19 protein-coding genes and 1 riboswitch are annotated in these 21,542 nt (G+C 70.6%); of the genes, 18 read left to right on the forward strand and 1 reads right to left on the reverse strand.

Features of this window, described 5'->3' with window-relative positions; translation table 11 throughout:
- The first annotated feature begins 36 nt into the window (after window positions 1-36).
- The 15 genes from LC438_RS07085 to argH all read left to right on the forward strand — a co-directional run bounded on the left by LC438_RS07085 (window position 37) and on the right by argH (window position 17,997).
- The gene (locus LC438_RS07085) at window positions 37-954 is read left to right on the forward strand and encodes a glutamate ABC transporter substrate-binding protein (protein WP_223586193.1); all 918 of its coding nucleotides are present in this window, start codon (window positions 37-39) and stop codon (window positions 952-954) included.
- Window positions 955-1,034: 80 nt separating this feature from the next.
- Window positions 1,035-1,682 (forward strand): amino acid ABC transporter permease, encoded by a 648-nt coding sequence (locus LC438_RS07090; protein WP_105672389.1) that lies wholly within the window; start codon window positions 1,035-1,037, stop codon window positions 1,680-1,682.
- The gene (locus LC438_RS07095; protein ID WP_105672388.1) at window positions 1,679-2,605 is read left to right on the forward strand and encodes an amino acid ABC transporter permease; all 927 of its coding nucleotides are present in this window, start codon (window positions 1,679-1,681) and stop codon (window positions 2,603-2,605) included. Before LC438_RS07090 ends, LC438_RS07095 begins: the two co-directional genes overlap by 4 nt.
- Window positions 2,606-2,647: 42 nt before the next feature.
- Window positions 2,648-3,688 (forward strand): phenylalanine--tRNA ligase subunit alpha, encoded by a 1,041-nt coding sequence (pheS, locus tag LC438_RS07100; protein ID WP_105672387.1) that lies wholly within the window; start codon window positions 2,648-2,650, stop codon window positions 3,686-3,688.
- Window positions 3,688-6,192, forward strand: a complete 2,505-nt coding sequence (gene pheT / locus LC438_RS07105) for a phenylalanine--tRNA ligase subunit beta (RefSeq protein WP_223586194.1) — start codon at window positions 3,688-3,690, stop codon at window positions 6,190-6,192. The genes pheS and pheT overlap by 1 nt, the downstream gene beginning before the upstream one ends.
- A 37-nt stretch (window positions 6,193-6,229) precedes the next feature.
- Window positions 6,230-6,946: a DUF402 domain-containing protein gene (locus LC438_RS07110; RefSeq protein WP_223586195.1), complete on the forward strand. Its 717-nt coding sequence runs from the start codon at window positions 6,230-6,232 to the stop codon at window positions 6,944-6,946.
- A gap of 82 nt (window positions 6,947-7,028) precedes the next feature.
- Window positions 7,029-7,994 (forward strand): NAD-dependent epimerase/dehydratase family protein, encoded by a 966-nt coding sequence (locus LC438_RS07115; protein WP_223586196.1) that lies wholly within the window; start codon window positions 7,029-7,031, stop codon window positions 7,992-7,994.
- Window positions 7,995-8,017: 23 nt separating this feature from the next.
- Window positions 8,018-8,112: riboswitch (TPP riboswitch) on the forward strand.
- Window positions 8,102-8,950 (forward strand): hydroxyethylthiazole kinase, encoded by an 849-nt coding sequence (gene thiM, locus LC438_RS07120; RefSeq protein ID WP_223586197.1) that lies wholly within the window; start codon window positions 8,102-8,104, stop codon window positions 8,948-8,950. Its footprint overlaps the riboswitch before it by 11 nt.
- Window positions 8,947-11,085 carry a bifunctional hydroxymethylpyrimidine kinase/phosphomethylpyrimidine kinase gene (thiD, locus tag LC438_RS07125; RefSeq protein WP_223586198.1) on the forward strand — a complete coding sequence of 713 codons (2,139 nt, stop codon included), beginning with the start codon at window positions 8,947-8,949 and terminating at the stop codon, window positions 11,083-11,085. The genes thiM and thiD overlap by 4 nt, the downstream gene beginning before the upstream one ends.
- A gap of 221 nt (window positions 11,086-11,306) precedes the next feature.
- Window positions 11,307-12,359, forward strand: a complete 1,053-nt coding sequence (gene argC / locus LC438_RS07130; RefSeq protein ID WP_223586199.1) for an N-acetyl-gamma-glutamyl-phosphate reductase — start codon at window positions 11,307-11,309, stop codon at window positions 12,357-12,359.
- Window positions 12,356-13,513: a bifunctional glutamate N-acetyltransferase/amino-acid acetyltransferase ArgJ gene (argJ, locus tag LC438_RS07135; RefSeq protein WP_105672380.1), complete on the forward strand. Its 1,158-nt coding sequence runs from the start codon at window positions 12,356-12,358 to the stop codon at window positions 13,511-13,513. Before argC ends, argJ begins: the two co-directional genes overlap by 4 nt.
- A complete protein-coding gene (gene argB, locus LC438_RS07140) occupies window positions 13,510-14,427 on the forward strand; it encodes an acetylglutamate kinase (protein WP_105672379.1) in 918 nt (305 codons plus the stop codon). Before argJ ends, argB begins: the two co-directional genes overlap by 4 nt.
- Window positions 14,424-15,635, forward strand: coding sequence for an acetylornithine transaminase (locus LC438_RS07145; protein WP_105672378.1), 1,212 nt, complete (start codon window positions 14,424-14,426; stop codon window positions 15,633-15,635). Before argB ends, LC438_RS07145 begins: the two co-directional genes overlap by 4 nt.
- The gene (gene argF, locus LC438_RS07150; RefSeq protein ID WP_223586200.1) at window positions 15,632-16,567 is read left to right on the forward strand and encodes an ornithine carbamoyltransferase; all 936 of its coding nucleotides are present in this window, start codon (window positions 15,632-15,634) and stop codon (window positions 16,565-16,567) included. The genes LC438_RS07145 and argF overlap by 4 nt, the downstream gene beginning before the upstream one ends.
- The gene (gene argH, locus LC438_RS07155; protein ID WP_105672376.1) at window positions 16,567-17,997 is read left to right on the forward strand and encodes an argininosuccinate lyase; all 1,431 of its coding nucleotides are present in this window, start codon (window positions 16,567-16,569) and stop codon (window positions 17,995-17,997) included. The genes argF and argH overlap by 1 nt, the downstream gene beginning before the upstream one ends.
- Window positions 17,998-18,018: 21 nt before the next feature.
- Here argH and LC438_RS07160 read toward each other — a convergent pair whose 3' ends face one another.
- Window positions 18,019-18,615, reverse strand: a complete 597-nt coding sequence (locus tag LC438_RS07160; protein ID WP_223586201.1) for a DUF1349 domain-containing protein — start codon at window positions 18,613-18,615, stop codon at window positions 18,019-18,021.
- Between the two features lie 60 nt (window positions 18,616-18,675).
- Between LC438_RS07160 and LC438_RS07165 the strand changes: the two genes are divergently transcribed.
- The 3 genes from LC438_RS07165 to tyrS are packed head-to-tail and all read left to right on the forward strand — an operon-like array spanning window position 18,676 to window position 21,519.
- A complete protein-coding gene (locus tag LC438_RS07165) occupies window positions 18,676-19,320 on the forward strand; it encodes a SatD family protein (RefSeq protein WP_105672374.1) in 645 nt (214 codons plus the stop codon).
- A complete protein-coding gene (locus LC438_RS07170; protein WP_223586202.1) occupies window positions 19,317-20,189 on the forward strand; it encodes a hypothetical protein in 873 nt (290 codons plus the stop codon). The genes LC438_RS07165 and LC438_RS07170 overlap by 4 nt, the downstream gene beginning before the upstream one ends.
- 28 nt (window positions 20,190-20,217) lie before the next feature.
- Window positions 20,218-21,519, forward strand: a complete 1,302-nt coding sequence (tyrS, locus tag LC438_RS07175) for a tyrosine--tRNA ligase (protein WP_105672372.1) — start codon at window positions 20,218-20,220, stop codon at window positions 21,517-21,519.
- The last annotated feature ends 23 nt before the right edge of the window (window positions 21,520-21,542 follow it).

Consider the following 21,542-nt stretch of genomic DNA (forward strand, 5'->3'; position numbering starts at 1 on the left):
TCCACCCTGCACACACAGCACACGAAGGAGACGCACATGCGACGCACACGGACACTGGCAGGAATCGGGATCGCTGCGGCTGCGCTGCTCGCGCTGACCGCCTGCAACAGCGGAGCCCCGACCAGCACCGGAACCGGCGGAGGCACCGAGGAGGAGCCGTCGACGAGCAGCACGCCGTGGACGGTGGCGACCGACGTCAAGATCGACGGAAGCCCGACGTTCGACAGGATCTCGTCCTCCGGCACTGTGAAGGTCGGCGTCAAGGAGGACCAGCCCGGTCTCGGCTACCTCGACCCGGTGACGGGGGAGCGCACCGGCTTCGACGTCGACATCGCCCGCTGGATGGCGGCATCCCTCGGCGTCGACCCCGAGAAGATCGAGTTCCAGGCGATCGCGTCGGCGAACCGCGAGCAGGCGATCGTGAACGGCGACATCGACTACTACGTCGGCACCTACTCGATCACCGACAAGCGCAAGGAGCAGATCTCCTTCGCCGGCCCGTACTTCGTCACCGGGCAGGGCCTCCTCGTCGCCTCCGACAGCAAGATCAAGAGCGTCGACGACCTGAGCTCGTCGACGACGGTGTGCTCCGCGACCGGCTCGACGCCGATCCAGAACATCAAGACGAACTACCCCGAGGTCCCGACCAAGGAGTACGACACGTACTCGAAGTGCGTGGAGGACCTGAAGAACGGGCAGGTGGATGCCGTCACCACCGACGAGGCCATCCTCATCGGCTACGCGGCGCAGGCCCCCGACCAGATCAAGGTCGTCGGCAAGCCGTTCAGCGAGGAGCGCTACGGCATCGGCGTCGCCAAGGGCGACACAGCGCTGGTGGAGTACTTCAACACGCAGCTGACCGATGGCGGCGACGTCTGGCAGCAGATCTTCGACAACAACCTCGGCGCATCCGGGGTCAAGGCGACTCAGCCCAAGGTCGACCCGGTCGGCTGAGTTCCGGCGGGCGGCCGATATCCTCGGCCGCCCGCTGATCGGCAGGGGCAGCACGAGCACACGAATCGACAGGAGCAGCAGTGGGAGTCATTACAGACAACCTCGATCTCTGGGGAGAAGCACTGGGGGGCACGATCGTGCTGTTCCTGGGCGGTGGGCTCATCGCCCTGGTGCTCGGGCTGGTCGTAGGAGCAGCGAGGGTGTCCCCGGTGCCGATCGCACGGGCGGTCGGCGGCGTGTACGTGAACTGGATTCGCAACACGCCGCTGACCCTCGTGATGTTCTTCTTCGCGTTCTGCCTGCCGATCCTGCTGGGGGAGCGCGTCAACTCGCTGCTGCTCACGGTGGTGGCGCTGGGCATCTACACCGCGACCTACGTCGCCGAGGCGCTGCGGGCCGGCATCAACACGGTCCCGGTCGGGCAGGCGGAGGCGGCGCGGGCGATCGGCCTGAACTTCGGCCAGGTGATGCGCTACGTGGTGCTTCCGCAGGCGACGCGCTCCGTGGTCCCGCCGATGATGAGCGTGCTGATCGCCCTGCTGAAGAACACCACGGTGGCGGCGGGCTTCTCGGTCCTCAACCTCGGCTCCATCAGGTCGTGGCTGAGCGAGCGCGGTGAGAACGCACTGGTCGTGCTGCTCTGGGTGATGGTGATCTTCGTGGTGATGGTGCTGCTGCTCGGCTGGGTGCAGCGCGTTCTCGAGAACAGGTGGAGGATCGCGCGATGAGTTCCGTCCTTTTCGATGTCCCCGGCCCTCGTGCCGTCGTCCGCAACCGGCTCATCGGAGTCCTGACGATCCTCGTCGTCCTCGCCGTGCTCGGCTGGGTCGTCTGGCGTCTCTTCGCCACCGGGCAGTTCTCCGCGGCGAAGTGGAACATCTTCACCTACTCCGCGGTCTGGGTCCGCTTCGGCGAGGGGCTGTTGAGCACGCTGGCCGCCTTCGCGGTCGCCGGCGTGGGGTCGATCGTCCTCGGGTTCGTCCTCGGCATCGGCCGTCTGTCCGACCACGCATGGGTGCGGGAGCCGGTCAGGTGGATCATCGAGGTACTGCGGGCGGTGCCCGTCCTGGTGCTGATGATGCTGCTGTACTACGGGCTCCCCGTGATCGGCGTGAAGATGCCTCCGTACTTCGCCGTCGTGATCGCGCTGATCGTCTACAACGGCTCGGTCCTCGCTGAGGTGCTGCGCGCCGGAATCGAGTCCCTTCCTCGCGGGCAGCGGGAGGCCGGCTACGCGATCGGTCTGCGCAAGTCCGGCGTGATGCGGCTCATCCTCATCCCGCAGGCGGTGCGGGCCATGATGCCGGTGATCATCGCCCAGCTCGTCGTCGCGCTGAAGGACACCGCGCTCGGCTTCATCATCACGTATCAGGAACTGCTCTTCGTGATCAACCTGATCGGCAACCAGCCGACCTACAACTCCCCGCTGATCCCGGCGGCGATCGTCGGCGGCTCGATGTACGTGGCGGTCTGTCTCGTGCTCTCCTACATCGCCTACCGGCTCCAGCGTCGGGCCAAGCGCTCGCCGAAGCAGGCCGCGGTCGCACACAACGCGGCCGCAGACGACGAATCGACGATGACCGAGGTGATCGCGCTGCAGAGCCGAGCCGGGAAGCACGACGGGAGCAACTCCGGCGCCCAAGGTCTGTGAGCCGCACGGCGCGGTGCCGTGCCCCCGGTAGACTCGACTCTCGTGTCTGAGTCTCCAGAGATCACCCCAGAAGCGGTCGAAGCCGCCGTCGCCGCAGCCCTCGAGGCCATCGGGGCGGCGCGCGACACCACCGAGCTGAAGGCGGCCCGCGCCGCACACGTCGCCGAGGGGTCGCCGCTCGCGGTCCTGAACGCGTCCATGCGGCAGGTCGCCCCCGAGAACAAGGCGGCGTTCGGCAAGCTGGTCGGCCAGGGCCGCGGCCAGGTCACCCAGGCGCTCGCCGCCAAGGAGGCTGAGCTCGCCGAGGCCGAGATCGCCGCTCGGCTCGAATCGGAGCGCGTCGACATCACCGCCGTGCCGTCCCGCACGCGCGTCGGCGCCCGGCATCCGCTCACCCTGCTCAGCGAGCAGATCTCCGACATCTTCGTCGGCATGGGGTGGGAGATCGCGGAAGGCCCCGAGCTCGAGCACGAGTGGTTCAACTTCGACGCCCTGAACTTCGACGTCGACCACCCGGCGCGCCAGGAGCAGGACACGTTCTACGTCGACCCGGCCTCGCGTCACCTCGTCATGCGCACCCACACGAGCCCCGTGCAGGTGCGGTCCATGCTCGACCGCGAGGTGCCGATCTACGTGCTCTGCCCCGGCCGCGTGTACCGGACCGACGAGTTCGACGCGACGCACCTGCCGGTGTTCACCCAGTTCGAGGGCCTCGTCGTCGACAAGGGCATCTCGATGGCGCACCTCAAGGGCACGCTCGACCACGTCGCGCGTCAGCTCTTCGGACCGGAGGCCAAGACGCGCTTCCGCACGAACTTCTTCCCCTTCACCGAGCCCTCCGCAGAGCTCGACCTGTGGCACCCGACCTTCAAGGGCGGCGCGCGCTGGATCGAGTGGGGCGGCTGCGGCATGATCAACCCGAACGTGCTCCGGGCGGCGGGCATCGACCCCGACGTCTACAGCGGCTTCGCCTTCGGCATGGGCGTCGAACGCGGGCTCATGTTCCGCAGCGACGTGCAGGACATGCGCGACATGGCAGAGGGCGATATCCGATTCAGCGAGCAGTACGGGATGGTGGTGTGATGCGCGTCCCGCTTTCGTGGCTGCGTGAGTACGTCGATCTGGCAGCGGATGCCACGCCCGAGGACGTCCTCGCGGCGATGGTGCGCGTCGGCTTCGAGGAGGAGGACGTCCACCGCTTCGACATCACCGGTCCCGTCGTCGTCGGACAGGTCGTCTCGCTCGAGGGCGAGCCGCAGTCGAACGGCAAGACGATCAACTGGTGCCAGGTCGACGTGGGCGAGGCGAACGGCGGCATCCGCGGGATCGTCTGCGGTGCGCACAACTTCGTCGCCGGCGACAAGGTCGTCGTGACCCTGCCCGGTGCCGTGCTGCCCGGTCCATTCCCGATCGCGGCGCGCAAGACTTACGGACACGTGTCCGACGGCATGATCGCGTCGGCGCGCGAGCTCGGCCTGGGGGATGAGCACAACGGCATCGTCGTGCTCTCCGACCTCGGCATCGATGCGCCCGTCGGCGCCGACGCGATCGCGCTCCTCGGCCTCGACGACGTCGCCGTCGACATCAACGTCACCCCCGACCGCGGCTACGCCTTCTCGCTCCGCGGAGTGGCTCGCGAGTACTCGCACGCGACGGGGGCGGAGTTCCGCGACCCCGCCGAGCGCGACTTTGCCGAGCTCCAGCCGGGCACCGGTCACACCGCGATCGTCGACGACCAGGCCCCCGTGCGCGGACGCGTCGGCGCGAGCGAGTTCGTCACCCGCGTGGTGCGCGGGGTCGACCCGTCGCGTCCGACGCCGCCCTGGATGATCGCGCGTCTGACCCTCGCCGGCATGCGCTCCCTCGGCGTGCTCATCGACATCACGAACTACGTGATGCTCGAGCTCGGCCAGCCCCTCCACGGCTACGACCTCGACGCCCTGAGCGGCGGCATCACCGTGCGCCGCGCCTCCGCGGGCGAGAAGATCACGACGCTCGACGGCCAGGAGCGCACGCTCGACGCCTCTGACCTGCTGATCACCGACGACTCGGGCCCCATCGGCATCGCCGGGGTCATGGGCGGCGGCACGACCGAGATGACGGAGACCACGCGCAACGTCCTCATCGAGGCGGCGACGTTCGACCCGGTCACGATCGCGCGCTCGGCACGTCGTCACAAGCTGCCCAGCGAGGCCTCCAAGCGCTTCGAGCGAGGCGTCGACCCGCTGATCCCGTTCGTCGCGGCCCGTCGCGCCGCCGACCTCATGGTCGAGCTCGCCGGCGGCACGCTCACCGAGGAGGGCGGCGCGCTGTTCGCCGAGGTCTTCGTCGGCGACATCGAGCTGCCCACAGGCTTCGTCGAGGGGCTCATCGGCGTGGACTACACGGATGCCGAGATCTCGGGCGCGCTCGAGACGATCGGCGCCGAGGTCACCGCGACCGACGCCGGCTGGACGGTCATCCCGCCCACCTGGCGCCCCGACCTCACGGACAAGTGGACGCTGGCCGAGGAGGTCGCGCGCATCCACGGGCTCGACCGCATCCCGTCGGTGCTGCCCACGCCGCCCTCCGGCCGCGGACTCACCGCGCACCAGCAGGGTCGCCGTCGGGTCGCGAACGCGCTCGCGTCCGCAGGACTCGTCGAGACGTCCGCGTTCCCGTTCACGAACGAGGCGCAGAACGATCTGCACGGCTCCGCCGCGGGCGAGCACCTGCCCAGCATCCGCCTGGCGAACGCCCTCGACGGCCAGGCGCCGTACCTGCGGCGCTCGCTGATCCCCGGTCTCCTGCAGATCGCGCATCGCAACATCTCGCGCGGCTTCACGGACCTCGCGATCTTCGAGACCGGCGTCGTCTTCCTGCCCGAACCCGGCGTCGTCTACGGCACCGACGAGGTGCCGCCGCTCGGCGTGCGTCCGTCGGACGAGACGCTCGCAGAGCTGAACGCGTCGATCCCGCCGCAGCACCGTCACGTCGCGGCGCTGTTCACGGGCAACGTGTCGGCGCGCCAGCCGGGCCGAGCGGCCGAGGCGGCCGGTCTCTCCGAGGCCCTCGACGCCGTGCGCGTCATCGCCGCGGCGGCGGGCGTCGAGATCGACGTGGCGCAGACGCAGCGCGCCGCGCTCCACCCCGGCCGTGCCGGTGCGCTCCGCATCGGGGATGCGGAGGTCGGCTACGTCGGCGAGCTGCACCCGGCGGTCTCCGAGGACGCCGATCTGCCCGGTCCCGCGACGGTGCTCGAGCTCGATCTCGACGGCATCCTCTCGCTCGCCGGGGGAGGGACGGTCGCGGCCTCGCTGTCGACCTTCCCCGCGGCGACGCAGGACGTGTCGCTCACGGTGCCCGCGGAGGTCCCCGCTGGGGACGTCCGTGCCGCTCTCATCGAGGGGGCGGGGCCCATGCTCGAGTCCCTGCGACTGGTCGACGACTACCGCGGCGAGGGCGTTCCCGAGGGGTCCAAGAGCCTCACGTTCGCACTGCGCTTCCGCGCCGACGACCGCACGCTGACCGCGGCGGAGGCCACGGAGGCCAAGCTCGCCGGGGTCGCGGTCGCGGCGGAGCGGTTCGGCGCCGCGCTGCGCGACTGAGCCCGGTTCCGGTACGGCGCCGGGGTAGCGTGTCGGGATGAGCATCCTCCCGCACAGCACCCCGGCGGCCGTTCCCGAGGGCGCCCGTCCGCTCGGCGACGGTCCGTTCCTCACGCCGGGAGCGCAGATCGACTGGCACTACCGCGCGCCCGGCTGGCAGCCGGGAGATCCCTCGACGATCAGCCCCATGCGCGTCGTGCGCGACGATGAGCGCGGTCTCGTGGCCTGGCTCGCCTCCGGCACGCTGCAGGAGGCCCAGGGCACGGTCACGGGCGAGCGCGTGCGCTCGATCCCGCTGGAGCGGCGCTGGCTCGACGGCCGCACGAGGATCGTCGAGGCATGGTGGGGCGGCGGCAGCCTGCGCATCGCTCCGGCCGGAGCACCCTGGTCGGTGTGCCTGTTCTGGACGCACGCGGATGACGGCGACTGGCGCTTCGACGGCTGGTACGTGAACCTGGAGAACGCCCACCTGCGCACCGACCGCGACACCTACTCCTCGGATCACATCCTCGACGTCTGGATCGCGGCGGACCGCACGGTTCATCTCAAGGACGAAGACGAGGTCGCCGCGGCGATCGTGCAGGGTCGCCTCACCCGCGAGCAGGCCGCGCAGATCGAGAGGCATGCGGATGCCGCGATCCAGTCCTTCCACGACGGCGACTGGCCCTTCGACCCGGAGTGGGTCGCATGGCGCCCCGACCCGACGTGGACCCTCCCCGAGCTTCGCGGACTGGAGGAGCTGCGGCGCCCTTGAGGTCGGCTCCGCCGCGGTGTCGGTGCTCTGCTCTGGGCGGAACGGGCTTCCGTGCGGAGGCGGATGCTGATGACATGGACGCATGACGACTGCTCTGATCCTCGGCGGAACCGGCTGGCTCTCCGGTCGCATCGCGCGACGGCTGATCGACGACGGCGTCGAGGTCACGTGCCTCGCCCGTGGTGCACGCACGGCGCCGAGCGGGGCTGCTCTCGTGCGGGCGGACCGGGATGATCCCGACGCGTACGCGGAGGCGGCCGTGCGTGACTGGGACCGTGTGATCGACATCTCCTCCCGTGCCGACCATGTCGTCGCCGCCGTCGCGGCGCTCGGAGACAGAGCCGCACGCTGGACGTACGTCTCGTCGATGTCCGCCTACTCCGACGACGTCACGGTCGGCGCCGACGAGTCCGCTCCGCTGCACATCGCCGCGGCACCGGGGGATGAGTACGAGTACGGTCCGCAGAAGGTCGCGGCGGAGGACGCGGTGCGCACGCTCGCAGACCGGGCGCTCATCGTGCGACCCGGACTCATCGTCGGCGCGGGCGACCCCAGCGATCGCTTCGGATACTGGGCCGCGGCGTTCGACCGCGCGGGCGACGGGACGGTGCTGCTGCCGCCAACGGAGGGGCGCACGACGCAGGTGATCGACGTCGATGATCTCGCGGCGTACGTGGCCGCCACGGCGTCGACCGGTGCGGTGAACACGATCGGCGACGAGCATGCGCTCGGCGAGGTGCTCGCACTGTTCCGCGCGGTGGCGGGGCACGACGGCGACACGGTGTCCGCCGACGAGGGATGGCTCGTGGAGCACGGCGTCGAGTACTGGATGGGGGAGCGCTCGCTGCCGCTGTGGCTGCCGGCGGAGATGACCGGTTTCATGACGCGCTCGAACGCCGCCTATCGTTCCGACGGCGGGACCCTGCGTCCGCTCGGGGACACCGTGGACGCGGTTCTCGCGGACGAACGAGCACGCGGCGTCGACCGCGAGCGGCGCGCGGGGCTCACCCGGGCCCAGGAGCTGGAGCTTCTCGCCGAGCTCGGGTGATCCGCGCTCTTCGCTAGACTGCGAGCAGTGACACGGGGTGCCGCATCCGCGGCTGAGAACAGACCCGTCGAACCTGATCTAGTTAGCACTAGCGAAGGGAATGTCGCATGAGCGATCTTCTGCGTCCTGCGTCCGCCTCCGACCTCGTCTCCGAGGCCGCCACGCTGCTGGGGGTGCTGCGAGAGGCGCCTCCTCTCACGCACTGCATCACCAACGCCGTCGTCACCGGGTTCACAGCCAACGTGCTCCTCGCCGTCGGCGCGGCCCCCGCGATGGTCGACATCGTCGGCGAGGCCGGGATGTTCGCCTGCGTCGCCTCCGGTCTGCTCGTGAATCTCGGCACGCCGAACCCCGAGCAGCGAGCGGCGAGCCTCGAGGCGGCGGCTGGAGCCGTGGCATCCGGCACACCCTGGGTGCTCGACCCCGTCGCCATCGGCGCGCTCCCGGTGCGCACGGCGCTGGCGCAGGAGCTCGTGGCGCTGCGCCCGACGGCCATCCGCGGCAACGCCTCGGAGATCCTGGCGCTGGCCGGACTCAGCGCAGGCGGTCGAGGGGTCGACGCCACCGACACCACGGATGCCGCCGCCGACGCCGCGGTCGCGCTCTCCTCGCGCCTCGGCAGCATCGTCGCGGTGTCGGGGCCGGTGGACCTGATCACCGACGGGGAGCGCGTGCTGCGGCTCGCGAACGGACACGAGCTGCTCACCAGGGTCACGGGAGGCGGCTGCGCTCTCGGCGCCGTCATGGCTGCGTTCCTCGGGGCCGCACGGACCACGGGAGCCGATGCGCTCACGGCGGTCGCCTCGGCCAGCCTCGTCTACACGATCGCCGCCGAGCGCGCCGCTGCGGCATCCGCAGGCCCGGGCAGCTTCGCGGTCGCACTGCTCGATGCGCTCGCCGCCGTGCATCCTGCCGATCTCGCCGGAGCGGCGCGCGTCGAGGGCGGCGCGCTGTGATCGCCGACCTCTCTCTGTACCTCGTCACCGATCCGGGGCTGTGCGGAGAACGCGGCGTCGTGGAGACCGTGCGGATGGCCGTCGACGGGGGAGTGCGCCTCGTGCAGCTGCGCGACAAGCGGGCGACGGATGCCGAGACGACCGCGCAGCTCGTCGAGCTCTCCCGGGTGATCGACGGTCGAGCGCTCCTCGTCGTGAACGACCGTCTCGACGCCGCGCTCGCCGCTCGTGCCGCGGGCGCCCGCGTCGACGGCGTGCACCTCGGACAGGGGGACTCCTCGGTGCTGCGCGCCCGTGCCGCACTCGGCCCCGAGGCCCTGATCGGTCTCACCGCGAACAGCGCTGAGCACCTCGCCGCACTCGGAGAGCTGCCGGAGGGCACAGTGGACTACCTCGGCGTCGGCGTCATCCGACCGACCAGCACCAAGCCCGACCATCCGCCTGCACTCGGCATCGAGGGCTTCGCGGCGGTGGCTGCGGCCTCTCCGCTGCCGTGCGTGGCGATCGGCGGCGTCGGCATCGACGACGCCGAGGCGCTGCGCGAGGCGGGCGCCGCCGGTCTCGCGGTCGTGTCGGCCCTGTGCGCCGCCGATGATCCGGCAGCGGCGGCGCGAGGATTCCTCCGCCGCTGGCGTGCAGCGGGGGTGCCGCGTGTGCTCAGCATCGCCGGCAGCGACCCGTCGGGAGGGGCGGGCATCCAGGCCGACCTGAAGTCGATCGCGGCGAACGGGGGATACGGCATGGCAGTCCTCACCGCGCTCACCGCGCAGAACACGCAGGGCGTCAGCGCCGTGCACGTGCCGCCGACGGAGTTCCTGCGCGCGCAGCTCGACGCGATCTCCGCCGACATCGTCGTGGACGCCGTGAAGATCGGCATGCTCGCCGACGCGGAGGTCATCGGCGCCGTGGCCGACTGGCTCGACCGGGTGCGCCCGCCGATCGTCGTGATCGATCCCGTCATGGTCGCCACCAGCGGGGACCGCCTGCTCGACGCGGCGGCCGAGCACGCGCTGCGCGGACTGCTGAGCCGTGCCGACGTCGTCACCCCCAATCTCACCGAGCTCGCCGTGCTCACCTCCCGTCGGATCACAGGTTGGGAGGAGGCACTCGCCGCGGCGGAGGAGCTGTCGGCCGAGATCGGCGCCCAGGTGCTCGTCAAGGGCGGGCACCTCACCGGTGCGGAGACCCCAGACGCGCTGATCGGCGCCGGGGTGCGGCGCGAGTTCTCCGGCGCCCGCATCGACACCCCGCACACGCACGGCACCGGCTGCTCGCTGTCCTCCGCGCTGGCTACGCTGCTCGCGCGGGGGGAGAGCCCGGCGGATGCCGTCGCCGGAGCGCGCACCTGGCTGCGGGAGGCGCTGCGTGAGAGCCATGAGCTCCGTGTCGGACGCGGACACGGCCCGGTGCACCACTTCGCAGGCCTCTGGTCCCGCGGTGGTCTCGACACCCGACCCACCCCCGGTGAGGTCCGCGCGGACTGGTGGGACGGCATCTCCGACATCCGTTCCGGCATCGACGAGCTCCCGTTCATCCGTGCCCTCGCCGACGGCACGCTGGATCGCGATGCCTTCGTGTTCTACCTCGCGCAGGACGCGCTGTACCTGCGGGAGTACGCCAGAGTGCTGGCGGAGGCGTCCCGCCTGGCGCCGTCGTCGGCGGAGCAGGCGTTCTGGGCGGAGTCCGCACACGGGGCGATCGTCGGAGAGCTCGAGCTGCACGCCTCCTGGCTGACCCCCGCGACGGGCGTCGGCCAGGAGACATTCGCCGCCGCGCCCGCCCCGACCACGACGGCCTACCTCGACCACCTGCGCTCCGTCGCCTTCGGGGGCGACTATGCCGAGCTCATCGCGGCGATCCTGCCCTGCTTCTGGCTCTACACCGACCTCGGTCGGCGTCTGCACGCGGGGGAGTTCGGGGAGTACGCCCGCGATCCACGGCATCCGTACGCGTCCTGGCTCGCAACCTACGCCGACCCCGGTTTCGAAGCCGCGACGGAGACGGCGATCGCGTACGTGTCGCGGGCCGCGGCGGCATCGTCGCCCTCGCGCAGAGAGAGGATGCTCCGCGCCTTCGAGATCGCGAGCGCGCACGAGCTCGCCTTCTTCGCCGCGCCGATTCCGCAGGGCATGTGACGCGCAGGATTTGCGGATGCCGCGGCGCTCGCGCTACTGTCGCGACATGCCTTCGGCCGCCACCGCTTCTCTGACGCTCGCTCCGAGCGTCATCGCTGTGCGCCGACGCCGCGGCGGCCGCCGACTCTAGGCGACCCCGCGCTCCTGCCTGTGCACGCACGGCGGTCGAGTGCCGGTGTCGCCGCTCAGGCCTCCGACCCTCCCACCGTTAAGGTAGAAGCATGACGTACTACGTCGCCGTCTCCGGCGCATCCGGCTACGCAGGCGGCGAGATTCTGCGCCTCCTGGCCGCCCATCCCGACATCGAGATCCGCACCGTCACCGCGCACTCGAACGCAGGGCAGCCGCTGATCCAGCATCAGCCCCACCTGCGCTCGCTCGCCCATCTCACGCTGCAGGACACGACACCCGAGATCCTGGCAGGGCACGACATCGTGTTCCTCGCCCTGCCGCACGGGCAGTCTGGGCAGTACACCGACGCGCTCGGCTCGGTGCCGCTCGTGATCGACGCGGGCGCCGACCACCGGCTCACCTCGAAGGAGTCGTGGGACGCCTTCTACGGCGGCGACTTCCACGAGCCGTGGGCGTACGGTGTTCCCGAGCTGCCCGTCGGCGGGGGGAAGCAGCGGGCGAACCTGCGCGGCGCCACGCGCATCGCGGCACCGGGGTGCAACGCCTCGACCGTGAGCCTCAGCCTGGCGCCCGGCGTCGCCGCGGGAGTGATCGATCCCGGCGACATCGTCTCCGTGCTCGCGGTCGGCCCCTCAGGCGCGGGCAAGAGCCTCAAGACGAACCTCCTCGGCAGCGAGATCCTCGGCACCGCCAACCCCTACGCGGTGGGCGGCACGCACCGCCACATCCCGGAGATCAGGCAGGCGCTCGCCGCGGCGTCCGGGGCAGAGGCCGACGGCATCCGCATCTCCTTCACGCCCGTGCTCGTCCCGATGTCACGCGGCATCCTCGCCACCTCCACCGTTCCGATCGCCGAGGGCGTCACCGACGCGCAGATCCGCGACGCATGGGAGAACGCCTATGCGGGGGAGACCTTCGTCCAGCTTCTCCCCGAGGGGCAGTTCCCGCGCACGGCCGACGTGCTCGGGGCGAACACCGCGCTGATCGGACTCGCGATCGACCGCGCCGCGAACCGCGTCACCGTCGTCACCGCGGTCGACAACCTCGTCAAGGGCACCGCCGGTGCCGCCATCCAGTCCATGAACATCGCGCTCGGCCTCCCCGAAGACCGCGCCCTCTCCGTGAACGGAGTCGCACCGTGAGTGTCACCGCACCTGCAGGATTCGAGGCGGCCGGCGTCGCCGCAGGCCTCAAGAGCACGGGAAAGCCTGACGTCGCCGTGGTCGTCAACCGCGGCCCGCGCAAGGTCGGAGCGGCCGTCTTCACGAGCAACCGCGCCAAGGCCAACCCCATCATCTGGTCGCAGCAGGCCGTGGCCGACCGCGTCGTCGAGGCCGTCGTGCTGAACTCGGGCGGGGCGAACTGCTTCACCGGCAGCTTCGGCTTCCAGACCACGCATCAGACCGCCGAGAAGGCGGCCGAGCTCCTCGGCGTCAGCGCGGGGGATGTGCTCGTGTGCTCCACCGGGCTCATCGGCACCGGTGACGAGGTCTTCCGCTCGAGGGTCCTCGCCGGCACCGCGCAGGCGATCGCCGAACTCTCCTCCGAGGGAGGGGACGCCGCCGCCCAGGCCATCATGACCACGGACACGGTCGCCAAGACCGCGGTGGTGCGCCGCGACGGCTGGACCATCGGCGGCATGGCGAAGGGCGCGGGGATGCTCGCGCCCGGTCTCGCCACCATGCTCGTGGTGCTCACCACCGATGCCGTCCTCGAACCGCTCGAGGCCGATGAGGCGCTCCGTCGGGCGACGGGTCAGACGTTCGACCGTCTCGACTCCGACGGCTGCATGTCGACCAACGACCAGGTGACGCTGCTCGCCAACGGGGCGTCCGAGGTGGCCCCCGACCTCGACGACTTCGCCGCCGCGCTCTCCGAGGTCTGCCAGGAGCTCGCCGTCAAGCTGCAGGGCGATGCCGAGGGCGCGAGCCACGACATCACGATCGAGGTGCAGCATGCCGCATCCGAGAAGGATGCCGTCGAGGTCGGCCGCTCCGTCGCGCGCAACAACCTCTTCAAGGCGGCGATCTTCGGCAACGACCCGAACTGGGGGCGAGTGCTCGCCGCGATCGGCACGACGGCGGCGCAGTTCGACCCCTACGACGTCGACGTGTGGATGAACGGCGTCCGCGTGTGCAGCGAGGGCGGCCCCGACCGTCCCCGCGACGAGGTCGACCTGACCCCTCGGGCCACCCACCTCGTCATCGACCTCAAGGTCGGCGAGGTCACGGCATCCATCCTCACGAACGATCTCACCCACGAGTACGTCCACGAGAACAGCGCCTACGCCTCATGACCGACATCCAGGACACCCCGGCCGAGATCGCCGCGGTCAAGGCTGAGACCCTCATCGAATCCCTCCCGTGGCTGAAGAAGTTCCGCGACCAGATCGTCGTCGTCAAGTACGGCGGCAACGCCATGGTCTCCGACGAGCTGCAGGAGGCGTTTGCCCAGGACATCGCGTACCTGCGCTACGTCGGCGTGCAGCCCGTCGTCGTGCACGGCGGGGGTCCGCAGATCTCGAACATGCTCGATCGTCTCGACATCCCGAGCGAGTTCAAGGGCGGCTACCGGGTCACCACCACCGAGGCGATCAGCGTCGTGCGGATGGTCCTCACCGGCCAGGTCAACCCGCAGCTGGTGTCGAAGATCAACTCGCACGGCCCGATCGCCACCGGTCTCAGCGGCGAGGACGCGGGTCTGTTCGGCGGGCGTCGTCGCGGCGTCATCATCGAGGGGGAGGAGGTCGATCTGGGTCGCGTGGGCGATGTCGTCGAGGTCGATCCGACCCCCGTGCTCGATCACCTGGCCGCGGGGCGAGTGCCGGTCGTATCGTCGATCGCGCCCGATCTGGACCACCCCGGGCAGTCGCTCAACGTCAACGCGGATGCCGCCGCCGCCGCCCTCGCGGTGGCGCTCGGGGCGCGCAAGCTCGTCATCCTCACCGACGTGCCGGGGCTCTACGCCGACTGGCCCAACAGGGACTCCCTCGTCTCGCACCTCACATCGGACGCACTCGTCGAGATGCTGCCGAGCCTGGAGTCCGGGATGATCCCGAAGATGAGGGCCTGCCTGGACGCGGTCGAGGGCGGCGTCGACGCCGCGGCGATCATCGACGGACGGGTGCCGCACTCGGTGCTCGTCGAACTCTTCACCAGCAAGGGAATCGGAACAGAAGTGGTCATGGGAAGCGCAGGGACGACGGCATGAGCAACTGGCAGGATGACGCGGCGAGCGATCTGGTCCTCAACGCGGGGCCCCGCCTCGCCATGCTCACGCGCGGCGAGGGCTCGTATCTGTGGGACTCCGAGGGCAAGCGCCTGCTGGACTTCCTCGCGGGCATCGCGGTGACCTCTCTCGGCCACGCGCACCCCGTGTTCGTCGAGGCCGTGTCCCGCCAGGCGGCGACCCTCGCTCACGTGTCGAACTACTTCGCCACGCCGTCGCAGCTCGCCCTCGCCGCGCGCCTGAAGCGGCTCGCAGGCGCGGGCCTCGACGGCCGCGTGTTCTTCTCGAACTCCGGCGCCGAGGCCAACGAGGCGGCGTTCAAGCTCGCCCGTCTGCACGGCGGAGCGGAGAAGCCGCGCATCATCGCGCTGGAGAACGGCTTCCACGGGCGCACGATGGGCTCCCTCGCCATGACGGCGAAGGAGTCGATGCGCGCCCCGTTCGAGCCGATGCCCGGTGGTGTCGAGCACATCCCGGCGACGATCGAGGCGCTCGAGGCCGCGATCGACGACCGCGTCGCCGCGGTCATCGTCGAGCCCATCCAGGGAGAGGCCGGAGTGGTCGAGCTGCCCGATGGGTACCTCGCCGCAGCGCGCTCGCTCACCCTGAAGCACGGCGCGCTGCTCATCGTGGACGAGATCCAGACCGGCGCCGGGCGCACCGGAGCCTGGTTCGGCTTCAACCACGAGGGCATCACCCCCGATGCGATCACCCTCGCGAAGGGGATCGGCGGCGGCTTCCCGATCGGCGCCCTCGTCACCTACGGGGCCGCGAGCGCGCTCTTCACACCCGGTTCGCACGGCTCGACGTTCGGCGGCAACCCGCTGGCGACCGCCGTGGCCGATGCCGTCCTCGCCGAGATCGAGGACGCGGGTCTCGTCGAGAACGCCGCGCTGCGCGGCGCCGAGCTGCGCGATCTCATCGAGGCCATCGACTCCCCGCTGATCGAGGGCGTCCGCGGTCGCGGTCTCCTCATCGGCGTCGCGCTGACCGCTCCCGTCGCCGGCGCCGTGGTCGCCGCGGCCCAGGAGCGCGGTCTCATCGTGAACGCCGCCAACCCCGAGACCGTGCGCATCGCGCCGGCGCTCACCATCGGCGCCGCCGAGCTCGCCGAGTTCCGCGAGCTGTTCACGGCATCCCTCGCCGATGTCCAGGCATCCCTCACCGACTCCGGAAAGGCCCCCGCATGACCCGCCACCTGCTGCGTGACGACGACCTCACCCCCGCCGAGCAGGCGGAGATCCTCGATCTCGCGCTGGAGCTGAAGAAGGACCGCTGGGCGGACAAGAGCCTCGCCGGTCCGCAGACCGTCGCGGTGATCTTCGACAAGTCGTCCACCCGCACTCGCGTGTCCTTCGCGGTCGGCATCGCGGATCTCGGCGGCTCCCCGCTGATCATCTCGACGGCCAACAGCCAGCTCGGCGGCAAGGAGACGCCCTCCGACACCGCACGGGTGCTGGAGCGCCAGGTCGCGGCGATCGTCTGGCGCACCTACGCCCAGGCCGGTCTCGAGGAGATGGCGAACGGCACCCGCGTGCCCGTGGTCAACGCGCTCTCCGACGACTTTCACCCCTGCCAGCTGCTCGCCGACCTCCTCACGATCCGCGAGCACAAGGGCGATCTGAAGGGTCTCACCCTCACGTTCTTCGGCGACGGGCAGAGCAACATGGCGCACTCCTACGCGCTCGCGTGCGTCACGGCGGGCATGCACGTGCGCATCGCCTCGCCGGCCGACTACGCGCCGCGCGCCGACGTCGTCGAGGCCGCCGACCGCCGTGCCGCCGAGACCGGCGGCTCGATCACGCTCTACACGGACCCGGTGGAGGCGGCGGCCGGCGCCGACGTGGTCGTCACCGACACGTGGGTGTCGATGGGCAAGGAGGAGGAGAAGCTCGCGCGCATCCGCGATCTCGGGGGCTACAAGGTGACGCCGGAGACGATGACGATCGCCGACTCCGAGGCGATCTTCATCCACTGCCTCCCCGCCGACCGCGGCTACGAAGTCGACTCCGAGGTCATCGACGGCCCGCAGAGCGTCGTGTGGGACGAGGCCGAGAACCGCCTGCACGCGCAGAAGGCGCTGCTGGTCTGGCTGCTCCGCAAGAACGAGGAGGCCGCCTGATGGGCGCGGACAAGAACGAGGGCACGAACGAGGGTGCCCTATGGGGAGCGCGTTTCGCGAGCGGTCCCTCTCCCGAGCTCGTCGAGCTGAGCCGCTCGACGCACTTCGACTGGATCCTCGCGCCGTACGACATCGCCGGATCCCATGCGCATGCGACGGCCCTCGAGGCCGCAGGGTACCTCGAAGCCGATGAGGCGACGCGGATGCACGAGGGACTGGATGCCGTGGCCCGCAAGGTCGCGGACGGCTCGCTGCGGCCGCAGCCGACGGACGAGGACGTGCACGGCGCCCTGGAACAGGCCCTGATCGCCGAGCTCGGGCCCGAGCTGGGCGGACGCCTGCGCGCGGGTCGCAGCCGGAACGACCAGATCGCGACGCTCGTGCGCATGTACCTGATCGACCACGCCCGGGTGATCGCCCGTGACATCCTCCGCGTGATCGACGCGCTCGTCGCCCAGGCCGAGGCGCACCCCGATGCGATCCTCCCCGGTCGCACCCATCTGCAGCACGCGCAGCCCGTGCTCCTCGCCCACCACCTGCAGGCGCACGGCTGGCCTCTGGTGCGAGAGCTCGAGCGGCTCGTCGACTGGCGTCGCCGCGCCGGCGTCTCGCCGTACGGCGGCGGAGCGCTCGCGGGTTCGACCCTGGGCCTCGACCCGGCGCTCGTCGCGACGGAACTCGGACTCGACCGTCCCGCCGAGAACTCCCTCGACGGCACATCCGCGCGTGACGTGGTGGCGGAGTTCGCCTTCATCACGGCCATGACGGGCGTCGACCTGTCGCGCCTCGCCGAGGAGATCATCCTCTGGAACACGCGCGAGTTCGGGTTCGTCACGCTGCACGACGGCTACTCGACCGGGTCGAGCATCATGCCGCAGAAGAAGAACCCCGACATCGCCGAGCTGGCCAGAGGCAAGTCGGGCCGGTTGATCGGCAACCTCTCGGGTCTCATGGCGACCCTCAAGGGGCTGCCCCTGGCGTACAACCGCGACCTGCAGGAGGACAAGGAGCCGGTCTTCGACTCCGTGCAGACGCTGGAGGTCGTGCTGCCCGCGTTCGCCGGCATGGTCGCGACGCTGCAGTTCGACACGCAGCGGATGGCCGCGCTCGCCCCGCAGGGCTTCTCCCTCGCGACGGACGTCGCGGAGTGGCTGGTCAAGCGCCGCGTGCCCTTCCGCGACGCGCACGAGATCTCCGGTGCGCTCGTCCGCGCCTGCGAGGACCGGGGGATCGGCCTCGAAGACGCCTCCGACGAGCTGCTGCTCTCGGTGTCCGCGCACCTGGCGCCCGAGGTGCGCGAGGTGCTGACGATCGAGGGATCCGTCGCCTCGCGCACGGGCGCCGGTGGCACCGCCCCCGTGCGCGTCGCGGAGCAGCGCGCCGAGCTCGTCGCACGGGCACAGGCAGCGGCGCACGCTCTCGGGCTGTAGTCCTGCCGCGGCGGATCCGGCTCAGTGCAGGGTCGCGTCCGCCGCGGATCGCACCCAGCGCGTGAATCGCACGGTGAGCCCGGAGCGCATGGGGGCGGCGAGGAACGGACCGGCGGATGCCGCGGCGTCTCCGTCGAACGGCGCGACCCGCACCAGGCGCCAGTCGCCGTCGTCGGCGCGAGCCCGCACGATCACGGCATCCGGCCAGCGGCTCACGCGCACGGTGATCTCGCTTCCGTGCCAGTCGTCGACGTGGCCCACCGACCAGTCGGAGCCGACGTCGGTGACGACGGCGCCGAGTCCGAGGTGGTCGTCGGCGTACTCGATCCCCGCCTTGATCCAGTGCTCGTCGTCGATCTTCACGAAGACACCGGCCTGGTCGAACTGACCGTCCCACGGAGCCTGGAACGACACGTCCATGGCCTCGCCGACGGCGAGGGGCGCGAGAAGCGCGTGCTCGCTGTCGTGCACGAAGCCGTAGGCGGTGCGTCGCCAGGCGTCGCTGCCCTCGACGGCCGTGACGTCGAGGTGGGTTTCGTCGGATGCGGCCGTCGACTGGGCGAAGGGGGCATGGGTCCACGAGCCGTCTGACCAGGGGATGATGTGCGATTCAGGCATATCCTCAAGATATAACTAAATAACGCATAAGTACAGAGTTATTCGTGATACGGTTATCCGATGGTCATCGCCGTACTCGCCGACATCGTCGGCTCCCGCAGGCTCGATGATCGCACGGCCGCGCAGCACGTGCTCGACCGGACGATCGCGCAGGTCGAGGCCGACCTCCCGCTGGCCGCGCAACCGCTGACTCCCACGGTGGGAGACGAGCAGCAGGGCGTCTACAGCGACCTCGGAGACGCGCTGATCTCGCTCCTGATGATCCAGCTCCGGCTGCCGGACGGCATCGCGTTCCGGTTCGGGATCGGCGTGGGGGAGGTGCGTCCCGTCGCATCCGTGCACGGCGAGCTCGCAGACGGACCGGGGTGGTACGCCGCGCGCGCGGCGATCGAGACCGTGCACGCGAGGGAAGGCCGCGCCGTGCCGCGCACGCGCACGTGGATTGTCGGAGCCCCCGGGCAGGATGAGGTCATGGAGACCACGATCGCGGCGTCCAACGCCTACCTCCTCGTCAGGGACGAGCTGGTGGGCGCCATGAACGAGCGCGAACGGCGTCTGACCTACGGACGCATCATCGGACGGTCGCAGCAGGAGCTCGCCGCCGAGGAGGGCATCTCCCAGCCGAGCATCTCGAAGGCGCTGCGCACCGCGGGAGCCGCCGCGATCGTCGAGGGACTGGCCGCGCTCAGAGGGGAGCTCGCATGATCGCCGCCGGATTCGTCCTGCTGGCCGTCGGCGCCGCCGACCTCGTGCGGCAGTTCGCGCCTCGCCGGTGGATCGGCTATCTCTCCGTGGTGGTGATCCTGCTCCTGCTCGGCAGCGTGAGCGACGCCCTGCTGCCGATGATCGCAGCGCTCGTCGTGGGCGCTCTGTGGGTGTGGTGCATGCCAGACGATCGACCGGCGCCCCTGGGATTCTGGCCTGCGGTCCTCCTCGGCGTCCTCAGCGTCGGCGCGGTGGTGTGGTGGGGAGCCCGCACCGACGCCGGTCTCATCGGCGGAGTCTGGAGTCTGCGCTCGCCGTTCGGCGACGTGTCCTTCGACCTGGCGGTGCTCACGCTGGGCGCCGGAGTCTTCCTGCTCGAATCCGCGAACCTCGTGGTGCGCGCCGCACTCGACGGCGAGCACACCTGGCGTCCGGCCGATCCGGTGGCGGTCGTCACCGCGCCGTCGGACTCGGCGACCCCCGTCGCGGAGGCCGAGGCGTCGGGCGCCGAGTCGTCGGGCGCCGAGTCGTCGGGCGCGGAATCGTCGGGCGCGGAATCGTCGGGCGCCGAGTCGTCGGACGATGCGGCGGCGAAGAGCGCAGCCGCTCCTGCTGATCCGCGCGGCGGGTTCAAAGGCGGGCGGCTGATCGGACCGCTGGAGCGCACGCTCGTGATGATCCTCACCCTCGCATCGGCGTACCCGATCCTGGCGGCGATGCTCGCGGCGAAGGGCATCGTGCGCTTCCCGGAGATCTCGCGCGACGGCGAGACCGGAGCCAGGGCGGAGTACTTCCTCGTCGGAAGCCTCGTCAGCTGGGTGATCGGGCTGGGAGCGGCGTTCCTCGTCTGGTGGGCCGCGCACAGCTGAGCGGTTCACCGCTGATAGCCTTGATCGCGTGTCTGATCCCGCTCTGACGACTGCGGCGCCCGCGATCGATCCCACGTTCGACAACGTGTGGGACGAACTCGTGTGGCGTGGCCTCGTCCACGTGTCCACCGACCAGGAGGCGCTGCGCGCCCTGCTCGCGGGAGACCCCATCACGTACTACTGCGGGTTCGATCCGACCGCTCCGAGCCTGCACCTGGGCAACCTCGTGCAGCTGCTCACGCTGCGTCGCATCCAGCTCGCCGGCCACAAGCCCCTCGGCCTCGTCGGCGGCTCGACCGGCCTCATCGGAGATCCGCGACCGACCGCCGAGCGCACGCTGAACACGCGCGAGACCGTGGTCGAGTGGGTCGGGCGCCTGCGCACCCAGGTCGAGCGCTACCTCAGCTTCGAGGGCGACAACGCCGCACGCATCGTCAACAACCTCGACTGGACGGCGCCGATGTCGGCGATCGACTTCCTGCGCGAGATCGGCAAGCACTACCGCGTCGGCACCATGCTGAAGAAGGACGCGGTCGCCGCGCGCCTGAACTCCGACGCCGGCATCAGCTACACCGAGTTCAGCTACCAGATCCTGCAGGGGATGGACTTCCTGGAGCTCTTCCGCCAGTACGACTGCGTGCTGCAGACCGGCGGCAGCGACCAGTGGGGCAACCTCACCAGCGGAACCGACCTCATCCACCGCGTCGAGGGCGCTTCGGTGCACGCGATCGGCACCCCGCTGATCACGAACAGCGACGGCACGAAGTTCGGCAAGAGCGAGGGCAACGCGATCTGGCTGGACGCCGAGATGTGCAGCCCCTACCGGATGTACCAGTTCTGGCTCAGCACCGCGGACGCCGACGTCATCGACCGGCTGAAGGTCTTCACCTTCCTCAGCCGCGCCGAGATCGAGGAGTACGCGGCGCTCGTGGAGTCCGAGCCGTTCCGCCGTGCGGCGCAGAAGCGTCTCGCGCTCGAGGTCGTCGCCACGGTTCACGGCATCGATTCTGCCGCCGCCGTGATCGCGGCATCCGAGGCGCTGTTCGGACAGGGTGACCTGACCGCTCTCGACGCCTCGACGCTGCGGACCGCGCTGGAGGAGCTGCCCAACGCCACCGTGCCTTCGGGGACTCCGGTGGTCGAGGCTCTCGTGACGACCGGGCTGGTGTCCAGTCTCAGCGAGGCCCGGCGTGCGATCACGCAGGGCGGGGTGTCGGTCGACGGCATCCGCGTCGACGACGAGTCCGCAACCGTGAGCGGTGCGCTTCCCGGCGGAGTCTCCGTGCTCCGTCGAGGCAAGAAGACTCTCGCCGGCGTCTTCGTCGGCTGACGCTCGTCTGTCGCGAGCAGAGC

This window comes from Microbacterium sp. OVT16B (assembly GCF_019969705.1).
GTDB classification, from domain to species: domain Bacteria; phylum Actinomycetota; class Actinomycetes; order Actinomycetales; family Microbacteriaceae; genus Microbacterium; species Microbacterium natoriense.